Origin of the sequence: Fluviispira sanaruensis, from assembly GCF_004295685.1 — a bacterium.
Lineage (GTDB): Bacteria > Bdellovibrionota_B > Oligoflexia > Silvanigrellales > Silvanigrellaceae > Silvanigrella > Silvanigrella sanaruensis.
In genome coordinates this window covers 1,504,952-1,524,517 of record NZ_AP019368.1, presented here as the reverse complement: position 1 = coordinate 1,524,517, position 19,566 = coordinate 1,504,952, and the positions used below count along the sequence as shown (strand labels likewise).

General features: G+C 32.9%; 15 protein-coding genes. 5 read left to right on the top strand and 10 right to left on the bottom strand.

The annotated features are described in order from the left end of the window. The first annotated feature begins 141 nt into the window (after positions 1–141). Together EZS29_RS06530 and EZS29_RS06525 are read left to right on the top strand one after the other, a co-directional pair. Positions 142–963, top strand: coding sequence for a prohibitin family protein (locus EZS29_RS06530; protein WP_172603812.1), 822 nt, complete (start codon positions 142–144; stop codon positions 961–963). Positions 964–978: 15 nt separating this feature from the next. Further along, a complete protein-coding gene (locus tag EZS29_RS06525) occupies positions 979–1,563 on the top strand; it encodes a tellurite resistance TerB family protein (RefSeq protein ID WP_130607761.1) in 585 nt (194 codons plus the stop codon). A 46-nt stretch (positions 1,564–1,609) separates the two neighbouring features. Here the strand turns inward: EZS29_RS06525 and EZS29_RS06520 are convergent, their stop codons facing one another. Next, a complete protein-coding gene (locus EZS29_RS06520; RefSeq protein ID WP_246035217.1) occupies positions 1,610–1,879 on the bottom strand; it encodes a hypothetical protein in 270 nt (89 codons plus the stop codon). A gap of 542 nt (positions 1,880–2,421) precedes the next feature. On the opposite strand from EZS29_RS06520, the gene EZS29_RS06515 reads away from it, so the two are divergent. Further along, complete coding sequence (locus EZS29_RS06515) at positions 2,422–3,333, top strand: class I SAM-dependent methyltransferase (protein WP_130607757.1); 912 nt, start codon at positions 2,422–2,424, stop codon at positions 3,331–3,333. Here the strand turns inward: EZS29_RS06515 and EZS29_RS06510 are convergent. From EZS29_RS06510 to EZS29_RS06500, 3 genes are all read right to left on the bottom strand, one after another. Then, positions 3,326–3,784: a hypothetical protein gene (locus EZS29_RS06510; RefSeq protein WP_130607756.1), complete on the bottom strand. Its 459-nt coding sequence runs from the start codon at positions 3,782–3,784 to the stop codon at positions 3,326–3,328. The two genes, EZS29_RS06515 and EZS29_RS06510, sit on opposite strands and share 8 nt — an antisense overlap. A 158-nt stretch (positions 3,785–3,942) precedes the next feature. Then, positions 3,943–5,310 (bottom strand): AMP-binding protein, encoded by a 1,368-nt coding sequence (locus EZS29_RS06505; protein WP_130607754.1) that lies wholly within the window; start codon positions 5,308–5,310, stop codon positions 3,943–3,945. A 254-nt stretch (positions 5,311–5,564) separates the two neighbouring features. Further along, entirely contained in the window at positions 5,565–8,399 is a 2,835-nt protein-coding gene (locus tag EZS29_RS06500) for a DEAD/DEAH box helicase (RefSeq protein ID WP_130607752.1), read from the bottom strand. 538 nt (positions 8,400–8,937) lie between these two features. Between EZS29_RS06500 and EZS29_RS06495 the strand changes: the two genes are divergently transcribed. Next, complete coding sequence (locus tag EZS29_RS06495) at positions 8,938–10,443, top strand: SGNH/GDSL hydrolase family protein (RefSeq protein ID WP_130607750.1); 1,506 nt, start codon at positions 8,938–8,940, stop codon at positions 10,441–10,443. Between the two features lie 55 nt (positions 10,444–10,498). Here the strand turns inward: EZS29_RS06495 and EZS29_RS06490 are convergent, their stop codons facing one another. The 4 genes from EZS29_RS06490 to EZS29_RS06475 form a co-directional block, all read right to left on the bottom strand. Next, on the bottom strand, positions 10,499–11,719 hold the full coding sequence (locus EZS29_RS06490) for a M13-type metalloendopeptidase (RefSeq protein ID WP_130607748.1): 1,221 nt from the start codon (positions 11,717–11,719) through the stop codon (positions 10,499–10,501). Positions 11,720–12,039: 320 nt separating this feature from the next. Next, positions 12,040–13,215 (bottom strand): thiolase family protein, encoded by a 1,176-nt coding sequence (locus tag EZS29_RS06485; RefSeq protein WP_130607746.1) that lies wholly within the window; start codon positions 13,213–13,215, stop codon positions 12,040–12,042. A 9-nt stretch (positions 13,216–13,224) separates the two neighbouring features. Further along, positions 13,225–13,719 (bottom strand): EVE domain-containing protein, encoded by a 495-nt coding sequence (locus tag EZS29_RS06480; RefSeq protein ID WP_130607744.1) that lies wholly within the window; start codon positions 13,717–13,719, stop codon positions 13,225–13,227. A gap of 4 nt (positions 13,720–13,723) precedes the next feature. After that, positions 13,724–14,821 (bottom strand): Glu/Leu/Phe/Val family dehydrogenase, encoded by a 1,098-nt coding sequence (locus tag EZS29_RS06475; RefSeq protein WP_130607742.1) that lies wholly within the window; start codon positions 14,819–14,821, stop codon positions 13,724–13,726. A 512-nt stretch (positions 14,822–15,333) separates the two neighbouring features. On the opposite strand from EZS29_RS06475, the gene EZS29_RS06470 reads away from it, so the two are divergent. Further along, a complete protein-coding gene (locus tag EZS29_RS06470) occupies positions 15,334–16,623 on the top strand; it encodes an MFS transporter (RefSeq protein WP_130607740.1) in 1,290 nt (429 codons plus the stop codon). Here EZS29_RS06470 and EZS29_RS06465 read toward each other — a convergent pair. Both EZS29_RS06465 and EZS29_RS06460 read right to left on the bottom strand, forming a co-directional pair. Next, positions 16,511–17,602: an aminopeptidase gene (locus EZS29_RS06465; RefSeq protein WP_130607738.1), complete on the bottom strand. Its 1,092-nt coding sequence runs from the start codon at positions 17,600–17,602 to the stop codon at positions 16,511–16,513. The genes EZS29_RS06470 and EZS29_RS06465 overlap by 113 nt on opposite strands. Before the next feature lie 19 nt (positions 17,603–17,621). Further along, positions 17,622–19,478, bottom strand: a complete 1,857-nt coding sequence (locus EZS29_RS06460) for a hypothetical protein (protein WP_130607736.1) — start codon at positions 19,476–19,478, stop codon at positions 17,622–17,624. Positions 19,479–19,566: the final 88 nt, after the last annotated feature.

Genomic DNA, 19,566 nt, shown 5'->3' with positions numbered 1-19,566 from the left:
ATCATTTTCCTTATTCTAAAAAGCAAATTTAAATTTATATTGACAGTTTCTAATGTTAAAATTAATAATTTTGGTATAATAAGTTTATTTATAGACAATTGACAACAAGGATGCAAGAATATGGATCTATTGGAAAAATTTATGAATTCAAAGCATTTTAGAAAGTACGTTTTGACTGCTGTCATTGCTTTTATTGTTGTTATTTGTATCTTTTCTGCTGCCTTTATAATTCCTCCTGGCAATAGAGGAGTCCTTGTAACTATGGGAAAAGTTTCGCCAGTGTTTGCCCCAGAAGGATTTGGCTTTAAACCACCTTTCATTACACATGTGATCCCTATTTCTATACGCCAACAAACTAAACCAGCAGGTGCAGACTGTTACTCTTCTGATCTTCAACAAATTAGTATTGAGTTAAAGGTACTTTATAGAATTCCAGAAAATATGGTAGTTAAAATATTTCAGGAATATTCGGGAGATCCTTTTGACACCCTTGTAGCTCCAAGAGTGAGCGAAGCTCTTAAGGAAGTTGCCGCATTGCAAAGTGCAGAACAAATAGTGACAAAACGCGAAGAAATTAAAAATAAAGCTCTCGCATCGGCAAAACAAAAATTAGCAAATTTAATTTTAATTGAAGATATTGTGATTGAAAAAGTTTCACTTTCAAAAGAACTCGAAGCTGCTATTGAAGCAAAAATGGTCCAAGAACAAGAAGCTGCAAAAGCAAAATTTGTTCAACAAAAAGCTGAAATTGAGGCTAGCACAGCTATCATCAAAGCAAATGGTGAGGCTCAGGCAATTCGGGTAAGAGGAAAAGCCTTACAAGACAGCCCTGGTCTTGTGCAATTACAAATCGTAGAAAAATGGAATGGCGTTTCTCCTTTAGTGGTAAATTCTGGAAACGGTGGTGGCGGAGCGAACATAGTATTGCCAATTAGAGAATTAAACCAGTCTAAAACTAAGTAACAAAAGGAGAAAATAATGAGCTATGATAAAATAAATGAAAGACGGAACGCCTTGGAAGAAATATTTTTTGCAAAGCAGAATCGTGAATTGATCGAAAAAATGAAGGCCAAATCAACGCAGATAGAGACTTGTAAGGAACTTGCTGAAATATCTGGAATCAAAGACACAAATGTTTTGGACAAGCTTTACGAAGCAGGAGTCCGTCCGTCGACAATGATCGCACTCTCTCTACTCCCTCTCATTTTAGTCGCATGGGCTGATGGTGAAATCGATCAAAGAGAACGAGACGCTATCATTAAAGCAGCAAGTGCACATGGAATCGATAGCAAAAACCCTGCTTACGAACACTTGAATTCTTGGCTGCAAAATGCTCCTCCTACAGAGGTTATTGATATTTGGCAGCAATATGTTCAAGGATTGAGTCAGGCATTAAGTGGTGATTCATTTCAGCAGTTACATACAGATCTTATAAATAGAACCAGAGCTGTTGCAAATTCCGCCGGTGGGTTTCTTGGTCTGGGATCAAAGACCTCTGCTGCAGAAAAGATAATGATAGATAAGTTGGATGCAGTTTTCACCAATTGTTTAAAAGCAGGTTGATTACCCTTCACCTTAAGTGAAGTACTCAAGATATAAATTGCTCCTCCTATTTATACGATGGCTTGCCACATATCATTCGTACACCGTTTAAAGCTCTGTCGTCACCATCAAAGCGTTGTTTTTCAACTCGTGTAATAAGTCCTAGAATGACTTGCCCTGTTGGACAGTAATAAAAACTACTCCAATTACCCCAATGAGTCTTCGTTTCAGCATGTGCAATAGAATTGTCATTACAGACAAACATTAAATCATTTGCTGCCGTATCATCCCCACGACCTTGTTTAGCTTCAATTTGAATAGCAAATCCTTTAACCAACAACTAACGTAAAGCCATGACTTTCAAAAAATTGATTTTATGAGGTTTTTAGGGAGGAGAGGATGTCAAGTTTGCCCAGCCCAGAAATAATTCTCTAACAATACGTTCAGAGTAATATAAGTCCATCACAATCTCCTTTATTCTCAAGTAATTAAAATTAATTTTAATTTTTTAGCGAAAATGAGTTATTTTTTAAAAATATTAATCAATTTTCTATTTCTTTTTTATGTCTTGGTTAAATTTATAAAATATAAATTATTCTATAAAAAATTCTATTCTGATAAGATTGTTTGTATTACTTTATAATTGTAGCGCAGCTTATATGACAAATATGCAAGGCTAGTTTTCCTATATAAAAGATAGTAAGATATGTCAATCAAAGTTTGATACAATTTATTAAATACTCTTATATAAATATTAATATTTATTAGATAACATTTACATTTTTTTTTAATATAAAAACCAAACACATTACAATATAAATTTTATATGCTACCTTTCAAATAGTCCTATTATTTTAATTTCATCTCACAGAGGATCGTATGAAAGCTAACAAAGCTAGTTCCACTGCTCTTTTTATTTCAAGAAGTATTGCTTATTCAAGTAAAAATCCTAATCTTAAATATTTCGTACCTGATAAAGTTAAGGAAATTAATGAAAGATTTTTAAAAACTGCTTTTGGCTGGAAATCCATTGTCTTTAAAAATTCTGGAAAATATTTTCTTTCCCGACTGCTTATGCAAACATTTGAGAAAACAGTTGCACCAGGTTTGAATCTCTATTTTTTGTTGCGCAAGAAAAAGATAGAGGAGATTATTTTAACTAATAATCTCTTTTCAAACACTGAGCAGATTGTGATCCTTGGAGCGGGGGCTGACTCATTAGGTCTAAGAATAAGTGAAGAAATGAGATCGATGAAGGTATTCGAAATAGACCATCCTGAGACACAGAAAATCAAACAGAAAATGCTCCATAACTATCAAAAAGAAATCGGAAAAAATTTATTTTTAATTCCTGTGGATCTTGCGCATAAAAAACTACACGCGGTATTAGAAGAATTAGAAAATTTTTCATTTGATAAAAAAACAATTTTTCTTGCCGAAGGTTTATTTATGTATTTACCCCTTGAAGTGGTAAAGGAAAATTTAAAAATTATGAATTATTTTCCTAAAAATAAAGCTAGTTTTATTTTTACTTATTTAATCCCTGCTAAAAATGGAAAACCCTTTTTTAGCAGTCAAACATTCTTAGCAAATATTTTTCTTAAATTAAATAAAGAACCTCTTATATGGGCTTTAAATCCAGAAGAAATAGACGGTCTCTTACGGAGTTTAAAATTTTCGCCGGGAGACCACTCAAATGGTGAAGATTTAAAAAAATATTATATTACAGACCCAAAACAGCAAAAGCTGCAAATTCCGAGCGGCGAATATATAACTTGGGCAATCAATTAACTTTTGTGAATATGCAGCTTCCATTCAGAGCAAAGCAGGTTGCACCAATTTCTAAACTTTTCCAGCCTGGAGAATTATAATCGGTACTAAAATCCACTGATGACGAGATATAAAATTCTTGTCCATCTAAAGATTCCAAAGACATTATTTTCTTATTTATAGATCTATAAGAACAGATTATTTTTTTTGCTGATATAGAACGATTTGCTTTTAACTCCGTCCTAAATGCATAGACAAACTTTAAATTAAATGAATTTGTTTCACCAATATTTGATCTATATGCGTTTCTTTCTAACGGTTGAGACCAGCTACCATTTTGCGTGAGAGCAGAATGGCTCCCATCTGCTAATATATTTATATCTGTAGATATTGGACAATCTGCATATGACTTCAATGATAACAAGGGTACAAAAAAGAGAATATAGATCTTTGAAAATTTAATTATATTCATACAAAACCTCAATATTTATTTTGTGCAAAAGAAATATTTTACACAAATAACTTTTATCACTTTAATTAACTCAACACAATCATATAATATTTTATTATTTAAATGTAAAACATTTATAGCATATATTGATATTTACTTTTCTTTATTAGTTTCTTTTTTTAATAATTTAAAGAATCATCAAATACTATAAATGGTATTTTACCATTTGATTCTGGCTTTATATCATCTACTTTTTCAAAACAAAATTTTACAGATTTCTCAGCGCCTAAACTCTTAAGTAACTCATCAAAATTATTTTTACATTTTTCAATACAGTCTTGAGTGCCTACCAGAAAAGTCTTAAAACAATTATTACCTATATGCATTTGTGACTTATAAATTCCTGCTGCATAAAGAATATATGTATAAAATGTCCAATGAAATATTTCAAATTCTTCACCCTTGTTGTTTTGAAATAAAATGGGCTTATAATTTCTTCCTGCAACTCCGTCAAAACTAAACTCCCCGAATTCATTGACAGTATTCACGGCAAAATCACCGATATCATAACGTATAAAAGGCTGACTGAAATTGTGAAAATTTGTTATTACAATTCTACCTAATTCTCCTATAGGTGCAGGTTTATTGTCTTGACCTATAAGTTCTAAATGACATGTATTTGGAAAAATTAAATAAGGTTTATCATTTTTTTGTGTACCCACTATTAGACATTCAGATGATCCATATGAATTCACAACTTCACAGTTAAATGTCTCACGAATTTTTTTGGCATTTTCCTTTGTTAAAATTTCTCCAGAAAGAACAATTTTCTTAGGAGATATCTTTAATTCTCCCTTTTTCTTATAATCTAATAATGACACAAATACTCCAGGATAAGAGATAAGCATTTCTGGATTAAAGCTATTGAGTTCTTCAACGATTTTTGGGATTGGCAATAAAAGAGAGATTGACTTTTTATTATAAATAAAATTGGGAAGATTTTTAAAAAATGTAATACCTGCACTTCTCCCTTCAATTAGGCCGATCATGGTTACCCGAGTTTTTATTCCTAACAAAAACTTTATTGGAAATGTATTATAAAAAAGAGTGTTAATAATTATTTTATTAAAATCTTTAAGAGAAAACAAAATTGGTAATTTTAATCCAAGAGTTCCTGATGTTGTAAAGCAAATGTATTTCTCTTTATAAATGTTGCCTGATGAAGAGTCATGGATAAAACTGAATAAATCCTCTTTAACTAAGCTTTTATCTGTAAATACATCTTGAATATTATCAATTATATCTTTTTTCTTAATGATCGGCAGTTGATCAAAATGAATTCTATCTAAATCCTCTTCTTTTATCCCATTTTCAGTAAAAACTTTTCTATAGAAGTTAGAATTGGCAAATGCAAATTTACTTATCTTTCTCAGCTTTCTCAATCTTAGCTTTTCTAACAATTGAATTTTATATCTGACATGAATCTTTCCAACTAATTTTGACAGCTCGACATATAAAATATCATAAATAGCTTCGATCACTCTCATAAATTTTATCCCCTACTCACTTACCTAAAAATAATTTTTGCAATGTTACGACATTTTTAGGAAAGAAAAAACTCAGGAAAAATTAAAATTTTAAATATTCTCTTTAAGATTTTTAAAATTTAATTAGATAGTTTTACTAATCTTATAAATGATATAAAAATATTATTTTATACAAAATATAATAGGGTCTAAAATTTCTCATAGACCCTATTATATTTTCTAATAAATAATAAAATTAAAGTTTAACTTTCAACTTAAATTAATGATACGGGCACATTTTCCAACTCATTTGCCTCTTCCACTAACATTCGATTGCGTGCATCGAGTGGCTCGCGTAATAAAATTCTTTGCAATCTTTTTGCTTCTGCTGCAATTGCGGGATTAAAATCTCCAAGTCGCCCACAGCTTTGTAAAAAAGTTGAAAAGCGAAATAGAACATTCATACAATCGCCTGCTGAAAAATATTTTGAGGAATGCTCGGCAACTAAATCTTCCCATTCTGTTTTAGGGTTAAGCCAATGTTTTATCAGTGATGCAGCGCCTAAATTGAATTCCCTGAAAACGAGTTCATTTCCTTCTTGTGGTTCCTCACCACGTCTTAATTTAACTTCGTCATACAATTCTGGAAAAAGAGTGCATGGATAATATTTATCAATTAAAGTAGGAATTTTTAAATCATTTAAAAAAGCCATATCTGCAAATGAATCTGGAATTTCTTTAAAATGTGCTGCACCAAATGCAGCCATAGCTTGAATATAATCTAAAAATGTATCCTTATTTAGATACCCCTGAGCCAACCAATTTGCAATGATGAGTCCACCCGCTTGAGGAAAATGGCGAGCTAAATTTCCCATTTCAGTTGGGACAGATTCATTTAATGCGCCGACATCTTGTAAATGCGAAACAATTTTATTTAAAGTGCTGTTTCTCGCTGTCGCCATCATATCATGACAAGTTTTTTTTGCAGAACAACGATTGCAGGCAATTTCAGAGCGATTTTTACCTTTTTGAAACTTTTTATACATCTGAGGAATATCGTTACAAGCTAAATTTTCATAGCCACCTTTTTTATACAAAGCACCCGAGAGTAGATCGTGATCTGCCACAAGAACTTGTGAAGAATTCTTGCCAATCATAAAAAATGATTTCTGATAAAAATTTGAGAGATAGGCGATACTTTGATGTTGCCCTAATATTCCAATAACAGTGGTTGGATCAAATTTAAGAGAACTGCGACACGCTTCCCGTTCTTTTGGCTTTTGCTCAGCATAACGCCCTGCATTAAACCATAATGAAAATCCTTGTTTGTCATGGCCTCTTCGACCTGCTCGCCCAAGCATTTGCATTATTTCTGTGTTGGAATAACGAGTTTCTCCTCCTTCGCTTGGACGAGATTCATCTGAGATAAAAGCACTGCGCACAGCAAAATTCACTCCCAAACTGATACCCATGGTTCCACAGCAAATTCTTAATAGACCTTCCTTTAATAAGGATTCAATGGCCACACGTCCAGGTGGGATCATCCCACTGTGGTGAAAAGCAATACCATAGCGAGAAATAAGCCTTTGCAATTCCTGTGGAACATATTCATAGCCAGAAAGAGTTTTCAGTCGCTCTCTTAATTTTTCTGCTTCGGGACCTTCATAAGATTGTCGCAGTTGTTTCGAAAAATTAAGCGCAATTCCTTCAACATCTGCTCTCCGACCTGCATAAATAACAATAGGACCCATATTTAATTCAAGTGCCTGCAAAATAGGTTGGGCAAAGGAATTGTACACATCGCGTCCACGAAAACGACGTGTGTCTTTGCGGAATTGTTTTGCTGCTTTAGAGAGATTTTCGAAATCCTCTGCGCTCAATTTTAAATCTTCAGCAAATATCCAACCAAATTTTGTATAAAGCATATGCACTAAAGGAACAGGTCTCTTAGTCACCTTAACAACTTCTGTTTCTTTACCAGTTAAGCCTGTAATCCATTGGGCAAAATCATTACTATTGGGAACACTTGCTGAGAGTAAGACAAGTTGGCTATCTTTTGGTGTTAATATCAAAGATTCTTCCCAAGCACTCCCCCGACTTTCATCCTGTAAAAAATGATATTCATCATAAACAACTACACGACGGTTCATATTAGGTTCAATGCCTAATAAGCTGTTACGATAAGTTTCAAGTGTAGCTAAAATAATCGGCGCACTTAAATTTTCTTTAAAATCACCCGTATTAATTCCAACTTTTTCTCTTCCATATTTCTCACTAAATTCACGATATTTGTCGTTACTTAAACTTTTAACTGGACTTGTGTAAATAAGTCGTCCGCCCTCTTTTAAGCGATATTCAAGCAATGCTTCTATCACACGCGTTTTACCCGCTGAAGTTGGCGCATCGACGATAACATGTTTGCCTGCGAGGAGTGCTTCGACTGCTTGGTATTGCCATTCATCTAATTTCAAACCTCCAGGAGTCATTCTAAAATTCTCTGGAGAATTTTGCTCTTCGCTTGCTGCTTTTTTTATCGCAGGCATAATAATGTTGTTACCTGTTAAAACTTCGCGCCGATATTTTGCAAGAGCAAAGCCTCTTGTTGGAATAGGATCTGGGGGTATTTCTTGCTTTAATTGTTGTTCAACTTCTTTATGCTTTGCTTGCCTATTTCCTTCTTTTATATAAGACTTATTCGGTGTAAATCGAGGCATTAACTTAGAGTTGTGCTCGTCATTTTTTCTCTGGGTATTTTCCCCATGTGTAGTCATTGCCAAACCGAGTTCAACTGCATTGGTATTGCCATTTATTAACTGCTGAATTTTATCTTTCGCATTTTCAGCACATTTTCTAAGCTTTTCCTCACCAAATTTTGCTATCAGTATTTGATCAAATTCTACTTGTGGATCTTTATGAGCAGAAGCGTGCCAATTTTTTCGTTGGAAATTTTTTTGAGAAGAAAAGTTATTTTGATTTTGAGGACTTTTTTTATCAGGAGAAAAGCGCTCTCTAAAGTTTTTTTCTCTTAGATTACGCGGTGTTGATTTCAAATCTTGGTTTGAGGAACGATCCCATTCAAAGTTCTTTTGCGAACGACTTTTTTTCTTCAAAACTTCCTCCAATTATTGACACTAAACTCATCAAAGAACTGAACTGCTTAAAAGTTCATCTCAATATGAATATACAACATTTGCTATAATCATCTATAGTATGAAGCGCAAGGAAAATAAGGTTAGGCTCAAACAGATAAAGAAAAATTGCTATATTTTTCAGCTTATTTTAAATAGGCATTTTTAACTACAGCCAGAATCGATATTCTGTGTAAAAATCACATCTTGTTCACAAATAAAATAAAATTATCCGTTTTTCATAATACTTTCATAGATAAATGAATAAGATCTGACTTCTGATTTAATACTAAATAATCTCATTAACAAACTTGATAAAAATATTAATTTACATATAATAATTATTGAATTGAATAATTCAGTTCATTCTTTATAAAGATACAACAGCTTAAAATTTTTGTGTGTTTGATAAAACTTTGCTATTTAAATATAAATAATTTTGTTAAGATTTATTATGATAGCAGAATAAAAATTGAATATTATTTAATTAATAATATCTCGTCTTGGATATGGAAAAGCTATGAGACAATTAAGAAGTTCAATAAAACAAGTTTTAGGTGGTCGAAATTTAGTTGGAAAATCAAAAGACACAGCTATACAAGAATGCATTCAAGAAGCTCATGAAAAAATTTATACTAAAGTAATTAATCCAATTAATCTCAAAAAATCTATTCAAATTTGTTTGTGTCTTGAAAATGACCCGCAAAATATATTTAGTTCACGTTTTCTTGAAAACATCGGAGAATTAAATAAAAATAAAAATTTTATCTTTAGAAAAATACTACCCAGAAGTATTCAAAAATTTATTGCAAATTTTTATATAATCTATGAATCTAAACAAAATACATTTAATGGATTCAATCGATCCTATATTGATCCAAAGGCACTCAATATTAATGAATTTAAACAATGGTTTAAATCTCTTTTAAATTTAACTGAATGTACCTACAAAGCTATTATAGAAAATAACTACATTGAAGATATTTTCTTAGACACTGCTAAAAAAATAAAATTAGGCAGCTCCCCAAATAATAAAATATCACGTATCGTTATTTTTGGTGACAGCTTATCGGACACAGGTCTTATGTATTCTTCAACAATGGGTAGAATATTTGTTAAGTTAAATGAACTTAACAAAAATATTAAAATATTAAATAAATCCCCATTTGGGCGTTTTACAAATGGATTTGTCTGGTGCGACATGATATCCGCTTATCTAATGTATAAGGCAGATAATAAAAATCTAGATAAGTACCATACATATGAAGATATTTTAACAAATAAACTGCAAAAAGATAAAGTGGATCGCTTCATACTGAATTATGCTGTTGGTGGATCGACAGCTGGTAATTATTCCTTTTTTACAAATGTATCTAGCTTGCAGATCAAAACTGTTTTATTAGGTACTGTTTTATATTGCTTAGAAAAACAAGTAAATCAACATCTTAAAGAATATGCAAATATTTCAAATAATCTAAATATTATTTGGGCAGGTCCCAATGACCTTGTTACGTTGGGATGGGAAAATTTAAAAGGGATCGAATATGCACAAAAAGGAATTTTTACTTGCATAAACAAATTAAAAAGTCGTGGTGCTAAAAATTTTCTCTTACTCAATATGCCTGATATTTATATATCACCAAAATTTCAATTAGCTTCACAAGATACAAAAAACCATCTTGCTTGGCTTGTCGATAAATTCAACAACGATTTAGAAAAAAAAGCGAAAGCTGAAAATATTAAACTTTTTGATATACGCCAGGTGCTCCGTGATTTGGTAAAAAATAAATTCCAATATTATGAATATGAAGGCTTTCGTTATGATATTAACTTGACTAATACCAAAGATGGATTAACACTTCTTGACGAAATTAAGAAAAATGAACGTTACATGTATTTTGATGACCTGCACCCTTCTGCTCTAACCCATGGACTTTTAGGATTTGTTATAGCCAAATATATTTCTAAAAACTTTGAAATTGTAACTGAACAGGCTCCACCCCTTTTTCGTAGAGAGTCCTTTTAATTTTATATCATTAAACTTTTAATATTATAAAATATAAATCAAAATGATATTATATTTACCATATTTTTAATTCTGCATATGGATCAAAATTCAATTTATGCTTTGCAGAGCATTGAAATAACTTTGAAAAGTCTGCCATGCGCTTCACTCCCAAATTCACACGATAAATTGGTCGTGCATGCAAATCAATTGGAATCTTTTGACCATTTTTTTCTCTCACTAAGGGTTTATTTTCTACCTCTTTAGTTGCACAAAAATTTCTTGCATAGGCTATAAAGAAATCTTTATCAACGCTTGCTTTTTCGCTTGATTTTATACTTTCATCTTCTGTTACTTTATTTTCTAGAGAATTCTCATAAACGTTCATCATACCTAATAAGTCGGATAAATTTTCGAAAAAAGTTTGCTGACCATAAGAAATATTTAAAATGTTTGGTAAAATGATAGAATTTTCAGGTAAGTTATTAAATTCTTGTAATAAAGATTCTCTAATGTTTGATAAACTACGATTTAAAGGAATTAATATTATATGACCAAACTCATGGGCAAGAATAAAAGCCACTCGATTTTCATTCAAAACACTCGCAGCAGGAGCTGCTAAGATATTTATAACACTTAATCCAATGTAAACTGTATTTTCTTCATCTCTTGCAAAAGCCATACTATTAAAAAAATCATATTTATTTTCCTTTTCTAACTCATTGTCATTTATATTAATTAATAAATCATTTTCCACTTTTTCTATTCTGGGTTCAATAATAATGAGTCGTAATTCATTGAGTTTCTTAATTGCAATATTTTTATTACTTTCTTTAAGATAAGAGCTGTCTTTAATTTTTTTTACCGCAGTTATCTTTAGATTATTAAAAATATTTATAACTTTCTCTTTTCTCTCTGAATATTTTTCGATAAATTTATTTATATTTTTTGCATACACCTCTTGTAAATAAAAATTTTCTCCCAGCTCTTGGCATCTCTGCGGTCCTTTTCCAATTTTAATGCATTTTTCTTTAAAAAAATTTATTTTTGTTTGTTCGTCAACTGAAATACCAATTTCTTTTTTTATTTTTTGTGCATGTTCCCTAAATATGCTCGCAAATAAGTAAGAACTATTATTAAGTGATGTTTTAAAGCTATCCCGAATATTTGAACAGACGTATTCATAAAAATTTTCACAAGGCTCGACTGAGTCCTTGATTGTGTAATTTATTTTATCACTCTCCCTATTTATTTCTTGTGGTTTATTTTTACAAGATTTAAAACTAAAAAGACACAATATTTAAAGCGCTTTTAAAATATATTTATAATTTCCGAAACTAGGCAGAAAAGAAAAAAGTACGCGATTTATAGTATATCACAAATAATCAAAAATATTTAATTGTTTGATTGATATAAGCAAAAGAAGGAATTATTTTAAGTGTTAAAAAAAATACTGCAAATAAATACTTCCAAATAGAAATTATTTTTTTAATTTCCCAATAAATGAACTCAACCAAATTGAGATTTTTGCACGAACACTGCCAAAGAGAACTTTATTTCGATAAGAAATTTTACCAACCGATTTCATAAATTAACATCCTTTAAAATACTTTGATTTTAGACACGTTCAATAATCATTGCAATACCTTCTCCCCCACCAATACATAGAGTCGCAAGACCATACTTCTTTTTTTGCTGAATAAGAGAATGTGTAAGTGTTGTTAAAATGCGCGCACCGCTTGCACCAATAGGATGGCCTATAGCACAAGCACCACCATTGGGATTCACTTTTTCATGGGGAATTTCTAATTTCCGCATAGCCGCCATAGCGACCAATGCAAATGCTTCATTGATTTCATATAAATCAATATCCTGGGATGATAATTTTGCTTTTATCAATACTTTTTGGATAGCTGCAATAGGCGCTGTTGTAAACCATTTTGGATCTTGAGCATGCCCTGCCCAATTTATAATTTTAGCCAATGGTTTTAAATTATACTTTTTAACTGCTTCTTCTGACGCTAAAATAAGTGCAGCAGCGCCATCATTTATTTTAGAAGCGTTGGCCGCAGTAATTGTACCATCTTTCTCAAAAGCAGGTTTAAGACTCTTCATCTTAGCGAGGTCTGCTGCTTTGGGTTCTTCATCTTCTGTTACTTCAGTTGTTACTTTAGATGAAACTACTGAAACCGGTGCTATTTCGTTTTGAAACAATCCTTGATCCATTGCTCTCCGCGCACGATTGTAACTTTCTAAAGCAAAAGCATCTTGTTCTTCCCGCGTTATTTTATAATCTTTTGCACAAATTTCTGCACAATTTCCCATATGCAAATTATTATAGGGATCCCAAAGACCATCTTGAATCATTGAGTCAATAATTTCTTTATTCCCCATGCGTAAGCCATCACGCGCATTGGGTAATAAATAAGGTGCATTGCTCATACTCTCTTGCCCACCCGCAATGACAAGATGAGAGTCGCCAACCAAAATGGATTGAGCTCCTAAAACGACAGATTTTAATCCGCTTCCACAGACCTTACCAATCGTTAAAGCTTGGACGGAATCCGGTAAGCCCGCATAAATAGCAGCTTGTCTTGCAGGTGCTTGTCCAACTCCTGCAGTTAAAACTTCGCCCATAATGATTTCATCGATATGGGTATTACTCACTCCACTTGCTTCAATTGCGGCCTGTATAGCATTTGCTCCTAAACGTGCAGCGGAAACAGTTTTAAATACGCCTTGAAAACGACCGACAGGAGTTCTTTTTGCAGATACGATATAAACATTTTTCATTTTGTTCCTCTATTTTCTGCTCGAAGCTATTTTTAAAATGCAACTGTACTCTTGCTGAGACACGGGCAAGATAGAAAGTCTCTGACCTTTACGCAAGAGCAACATATCTTTTAATTCTTTTTCTTCACGCATCTCAGTTAAGGAAACAAAACTCTCAAGCCTCTGCGGTTTACCGACCGTTACGGCAAACCAGCGTGGAATTTCTTTTGTTGATTTTGGATCAAAATATTCTGATTTTGGATCAAGCGCAGTGTTATCAGGCTTCGCTTCTTCCACAACTTCACAGAGGCCAGCAATTCCAGGAGGGGTTGCATTGGAGTGATAAAATAATATTTTATCACCTACTTTCATATCATTCATCATGAAATTTCGAGCCTGATAATTTCTCACACCATCCCATTGTTCTTTTTGATTTTCTCTTCTTTCTAAATCAAAAAAAGAAAAAACATCAGGCTCTGACTTCATAAGCCAAAATTTACTATCACTGTTAATTTCTAAATCCATGTTGTTACTTTATTATATTACCAATTGCAGAATGTTTAAAACTCGACATTGTCTTTAAATTTGCAACACTTTGAATGCGCTTTTCTGCAAAACGCTTCGCTGCTTCCTGTGTTGTCAAACCTAATTTGTCCGCCTCGATATAAATTGAATCTAGAGTGTTAGCAATACGCGCAATTTCAGATTCAACCTTCTCGAGATTATACCCAGTGAGTTCATTTGCAACATTTATCAATCCACCTGCATTGATCACATAATCAGGAGCATAAAGAATTTTATTTTCTTTTAATATTTTTGCGTGCTTTTCTTCATCTTCAAGTTGATTATTTGCACAACCAGCAATCACCTTTGCTTTTAACTTAGGAATAGTGGAAGAGTTTAGCACAGAACCGCGCGCACAAGGAGCATAAACGTCCACATCTAAGGCATAAAGTTCTGCTTCCGTTACAATTGTTGCGTTGTATAACGAATGTGCTTGTTTCAATTTTTGATCGTCGATGTCGGTGACATAAAGTTGAGCACCTCTGTCATGTAACATTTTGCACAGGTGTTTTCCAACAGCACCAATCCCTTGAACTGCAATTTTAATTCCGCGTAACTCACTTTTACCCAAGCGATATTTTACGGACGCATCAATTCCATAGAGAACTCCTTTTGCAGTCATAATACTTGGATCTCCGCTTCCGCCGAGACCAGCTGAAACGCCGGTAACATAACGAGTTTCCAAACGAATGTGATCCATATTTGCCACATTTGTGTTCATGTCTTCTGCAGTGATATAACGTCCATTGAGAGATTCTACGAACCTTCCATAGGAGCGAAACATAGCTTCCGATTTTTGACTTGGATCAGCTATGATGACAGCTTTTCCACCACCCAATGCCAGCCCCGCACAAGCTGCTTTATAAGTCATTCCTCTGCTTAAGCGTAAGACGTCATTAAATGCATCGTCTTCTTTTTCATATGGCAAAAGACGAGTGCCACCCAGCGCAGGCCCCAAAGTGGTATCATGGATAGCAATGATCGCTTTTAAGCCCGATTCCTTATCGCAGCAGAAAACAATCTGCTCATGGCCCATTTGTTCAACATGCGAAAATAACTTCATTTTTGTCTCCTCTAAGAAAAATGGAAGTCAACCAAGATATAAGCATATGATATTAATGAATATAAATCTCTGAAAACCCTCAAGCTTCCACACCTCATTTTAGCATTCTTAATTGTCATTAATACAACTCACTATTATCCAAAAAAATACGAAAAGACAAGATGGACGCAAAGAATAAACCAATTGTTACTTATCAGACTTTAATCAGTTGCTTTGTCGGTTTAAATGAATGAAAATAGACGTTTATTTTTTGTACTTGTCAATGTGCAATCATTGTGATACAGTTATAAGAGCACGATTTTGTGGAGTTTTTATGAAATTTATTTCTAACGGCACAAGCCTCTTACCTGCTAGCCCTGGACCGGCCTAAATCCCTCAAGCCTGTCTATATTCAATCGCGACAGGTAAAATAATAAAAACATTTAATTTTAACTAAGATCTTTTTAAAAATTTTAATGTAAAAGTTAAATATAAATTAAAGATCAGAATAATAAATAAAAAGGGGGACTGCTATGTTCGCAGTCACTAACCAAACTAATAATAAAATATTTGTTGTGATTGCTGTTGCGTTTGCCATGTTCGTAGATGCTATGAGTTATGGAATAGTTGTTCCTCTATTACCTATCTATGCAAGCCAATATTTGAATCACTCCAACACCTTGACAAGTTTATTTGTTTCTATTTATGCTATTGGTCTCTTATTGAGCGTACCATTTGTGAATTTTCTGACACAAAAAATTGGTAACAAATCCACTCTTATATTTGGCGGGTTTCTCTTATTTTTTAGCTTAATACTCTTCCCATTTGGTAATTCTATCGGTCTTCTGTTTTTAGCGCGATTTTTACAAGGTGCTTCTGCAGCTATTACTTGGACAGCAGGGTTAGGATTGGTTGCATTGAATGTGCATCCACAAAAAAGATCGACAGCTCTTGGTACCGTTATGGTCGGAGTTTCCGTAGGCCACCTTCTCGGTGCACCTTTTGCCGGCTTTTTATATGAATTCGGTGGATTGTATTTACCGTTCTTTGGTGTTTCTTTATTTACAATAATCAGTTTAGCACTTTTCTATCTCTTAAAAGATAGAAATGAAGTGATTATCAATCTTAAAAAATATAATAATCTTGATTTTGTTAAGTTAATTTCTAAAAACAATATTCTTTTTGGCTTGTGTGCCGTTGTATTACTAGAATCTTTCATGATTTCCATGCTTGAACCCACTCTTGCTTTATTTGTATCGCGCCAATTTGATGCTTCAAGTATGACCATCGGTTTATTATTTGGTGTACAAGTCTTGACCCTTGGAATTTTATCTCCCTTCGTTGGTAAACTTGCTGATAAATACGGTAAACTTAAAATGATAGTTATAGGCATGTTTTCTTGCGGTGTGCTCTTTTTATCGATGGCAAGCACACAAACACTCCCATCTTTTTTTATTTTAATGAGCTTACTCGGTGTCTCTTCTGCCTTTTTCATGAGCCCAGTGCTTTCTGCCTTTGCAGATGAAATTGATAAATCAGAAATGAAAGGGCTTTATCATATAGCTTATGGAATATTTAATCTTGTTTATTCTTTGGGAATGATACTCGGTCCAACGTGTGGAGGTGCTTTAAGCGAAATGTGGTCTGAAACGGCAAGCTTCGCGGTTGTCGGTATTGTTCTTCTCGCTGCTGTACCACCTGTTGTTTATACTATTCTTTTAAAGAAGAAGGTGTCTTACACTGTACAACCTTCTGCCATAGATCTTGCTCATCCTGCGGAGAAGTCGAAAAGCAAAGTTCAAGATTTTTCACCAATTGCTTAAGATTACCATCCGCATTTTTTAAGGCAATCTCAAACGGCTCTTGTTTTGATTCATAAACTGAATAAGCCAAAATAAGAGCATTGTTTATTTTTCCTTTTTGAAATGAATGCTCATAAGATGTGCCAATTTCCAATCCGTTCATATATTTTTTGTATTCACCTGCAATTCTATTAAATTCCATTTCTCGTTTGAGTAAAAACTTTTCCTCATCTACATATTCTGAATGATTTGCAATATCTTGATAAAATGTATCCAATTCTTTTTTTGTTTTATTTAAAAATGTTTGGAATTTCTTCTGCACCATTTGATTTTTTAAATATTGTTGCTCATATAAAGCTGGATTTTCTCCAATATTTTGGTTCTTTTTTAAAAAAATAACTGTTGCTTTTTTAGCAATGAAGTCCGCTAGATTTTCATTAAATGCATAGTAATTCGGGATATAAATAGTTCTATGCAATGACTCATGTATTATTGTTTCTATAAAATCTGGCACTGTTGAATTATCAATTATCGATGAGTATAAAGGATCTGGATAATATCCTAAGAGTGAAAATGCGGATACCCCCCCCGAAACAGTGTCATAGCCATCATTTATTAAAGTTTTTTGCATTTCCAATGCATTTTCTTTCTCAAAATATCCTAAATAGGGTTGAGAACCAACAAAAGGAAACCACCATGTTTTTAACTCAAGGGAACGCTTTCGTGCAGCTTGTACGATCCAAGAGACATAAGGTTTATCCAATGCAATATATTTTTGATAACTTCCTCCAGGAGTCAGACCTATTTCAGCTTGCGCAAAGTCTAAAATAGGCTGAACTATTTTAAGTTTTTTGAGTCGATCTTCTGTTTCTTTATTTTCTTTTATCACATCTTTGATGGGTTCTTGTTTCATGAGGAGTTTAACTTGGCCGTATCCTTGACTGATAGAGTAACAACCGCTGAATAGAAAAGATGTTGCTATAATAAATCCAATTTTCAATTTAAATTCCTTATAAAGATTATTGAGAATTTGCTATTTGCTTAGACAATTCTGATTGAATCCATTTCTCAGGATAGCGAGTTATACGAATTACATCTATCTTGTCAATTTTATCAAGTCCCGTTATAACATCAGCAAGACTGTCTTTCTCATTTACACTTTTTACTTTTATGAGTGCAACGGGTTTATCTGGTTGGGAAAAAGAAGATTTTCCAATATAAGCCACGAATTGATCGCCTATCGATATATTATAATTTTTTCCAATATTAATTGTTACTTCAGTTTTTGCTTTTTTTACAATCGAACCTTCAATAGGGAGATCTGCACTTAATAAAGAAAATAATTTAGCCGCAGACTTTTCTCCATCTTTTTCATTTATAGAGACAATCCTCTCTGAAATCAGTCTACCTGATTTATCATAAACTTTACCTTCTATATCTGTGAACTTATCATTTTCATCTTTAAATTGAATTGACATAATCATATCGAGATCTGTTGCAAAAGGAGCGTTCTTCCACCCTGCTTTTGCCATTTCAAGTGGCGACATTTCTAAAGAGTTCGCCATTCTTTGCACGTCTTCCGCTATAATTCCCCGCATATAAAATTCATTCATAAAGCGAGAAAAAAATTCCCGTCTGATTCGCCTCCATAACATATTTGTTTGTAATGACCCGATCAACGGCGGTTCTATTAAACCAACTGAAGGTTTATAGGGTGATAAAGAAGTGACAAAAATAACAGGAATTTGATTAACGAGATTAAAGAATTCCAAATTCTTTTTTAAAAAAGAAGGCTCAAGTTTTTCTGGAATCGCATTTTTTTGCACGACAGATATATTTGATTTTTCTTCAAATGGCTTTGCCAACGTAACAAAACCCAGCATTGTGGATTGATCCACTTTCAAGGAATTAAAGTGCAATTCTGTCTTATCCATACCCCGCCCAAAGCCATAGGCAAAATTATTTAATAAAAATTCTGTGCTCTTTCCTGGCAACATATCGACTCTTAATTTCTGACGACCACTCCCAGATGATATCGGTTTTGCCATTGTTAAATATGAATTTCTCTTTAAATAAAACATATCTCCTCTTCTATTTTTCGGCATAGGGATCACAATATTTCCCTTCATATCTGTCGATCCAACAAAAGAAACAGTCTGTGTAGCATTTCGCCCTAAATAAACTTGTACATTTTCCAATGGTTTCGCTTCTCCAAAAACTTCAATAATGACGGAATCATCAAAAAGCACATTTTTATTTTCGGTTATGGTAACTTTTTCGTTCGTCTTAATTTCAGTTTCTTTAGAATCAAGATTCATCTGTTTATTTATATTTGTATTCAAGATTGTATTAAAAAGAATGGGTTTAATAATCTCAGGGGTTAAATTGCTCTCAAATTGTGAAATAGCTATACTTTGACTGATGGGATCGTCAGGAAAATCAAGCAAAGTTTCTTTCGTCTTGAGATTATTTTCGCTCTTTGCTTTAGATAGTAGTGACAAATTTTCTTTGAATGAAATTTTTTTGAGAGTAATTAATATTTCAATATCTTGTTCTTGCCACCAAGCTGGGGTGATAAAATATTTCATTTCTGGTAAATAAAGTGTTTCTAAGTTTTCATTTTTTGCAACAATTTTAACTTTTTTTACATTTGAATAATTCAACTCCCAAATCACTTTTCCGGTGGAATCGGTTAGTGTTTGGATCAATTTTCTTTCATTTTTAGGATCATTTGAGATGTCATACAAAAACAGCCCAGTTTGTGGTAATTTTTTTTGATCACTGTTCACCACAGTTATAGTTATCATGCCTTTGCGCTCAAGAGAACAAGCACACATAAGAAGACTCAGCAATGTGGCTAGTACAATCCTCAACATTTTTCACCTTTAAAACTTCCAGAATATGATTTTAAAAAATGTTCTAAATTGATTTTAAAATTTTGTCTTATAGAGAATTTGCAATGAA

Coding starts and splice junctions, on each gene's coding strand:
- EZS29_RS06530 (WP_172603812.1), top strand. CDS start 142: ATGAATTCAAAGCATTTTAGAAAGTACGTTTTGACTGCTGTCATTGCT.
- EZS29_RS06525 (WP_130607761.1), top strand. CDS start 979: ATGAGCTATGATAAAATAAATGAAAGACGGAACGCCTTGGAAGAAATA.
- EZS29_RS06515 (WP_130607757.1), top strand. CDS start 2,422: ATGAAAGCTAACAAAGCTAGTTCCACTGCTCTTTTTATTTCAAGAAGT.
- EZS29_RS06510 (WP_130607756.1), bottom strand. CDS start 3,784: ATGAATATAATTAAATTTTCAAAGATCTATATTCTCTTTTTTGTACCC.
- EZS29_RS06505 (WP_130607754.1), bottom strand. CDS start 5,310: ATGAGAGTGATCGAAGCTATTTATGATATTTTATATGTCGAGCTGTCA.
- EZS29_RS06495 (WP_130607750.1), top strand. CDS start 8,938: ATGAGACAATTAAGAAGTTCAATAAAACAAGTTTTAGGTGGTCGAAAT.
- EZS29_RS06485 (WP_130607746.1), bottom strand. CDS start 13,215: ATGAAAAATGTTTATATCGTATCTGCAAAAAGAACTCCTGTCGGTCGT.
- EZS29_RS06480 (WP_130607744.1), bottom strand. CDS start 13,719: ATGGATTTAGAAATTAACAGTGATAGTAAATTTTGGCTTATGAAGTCA.
- EZS29_RS06475 (WP_130607742.1), bottom strand. CDS start 14,821: ATGAAGTTATTTTCGCATGTTGAACAAATGGGCCATGAGCAGATTGTT.
- EZS29_RS06470 (WP_130607740.1), top strand. CDS start 15,334: ATGTTCGCAGTCACTAACCAAACTAATAATAAAATATTTGTTGTGATT.
- EZS29_RS06460 (WP_130607736.1), bottom strand. CDS start 19,478: ATGTTGAGGATTGTACTAGCCACATTGCTGAGTCTTCTTATGTGTGCT.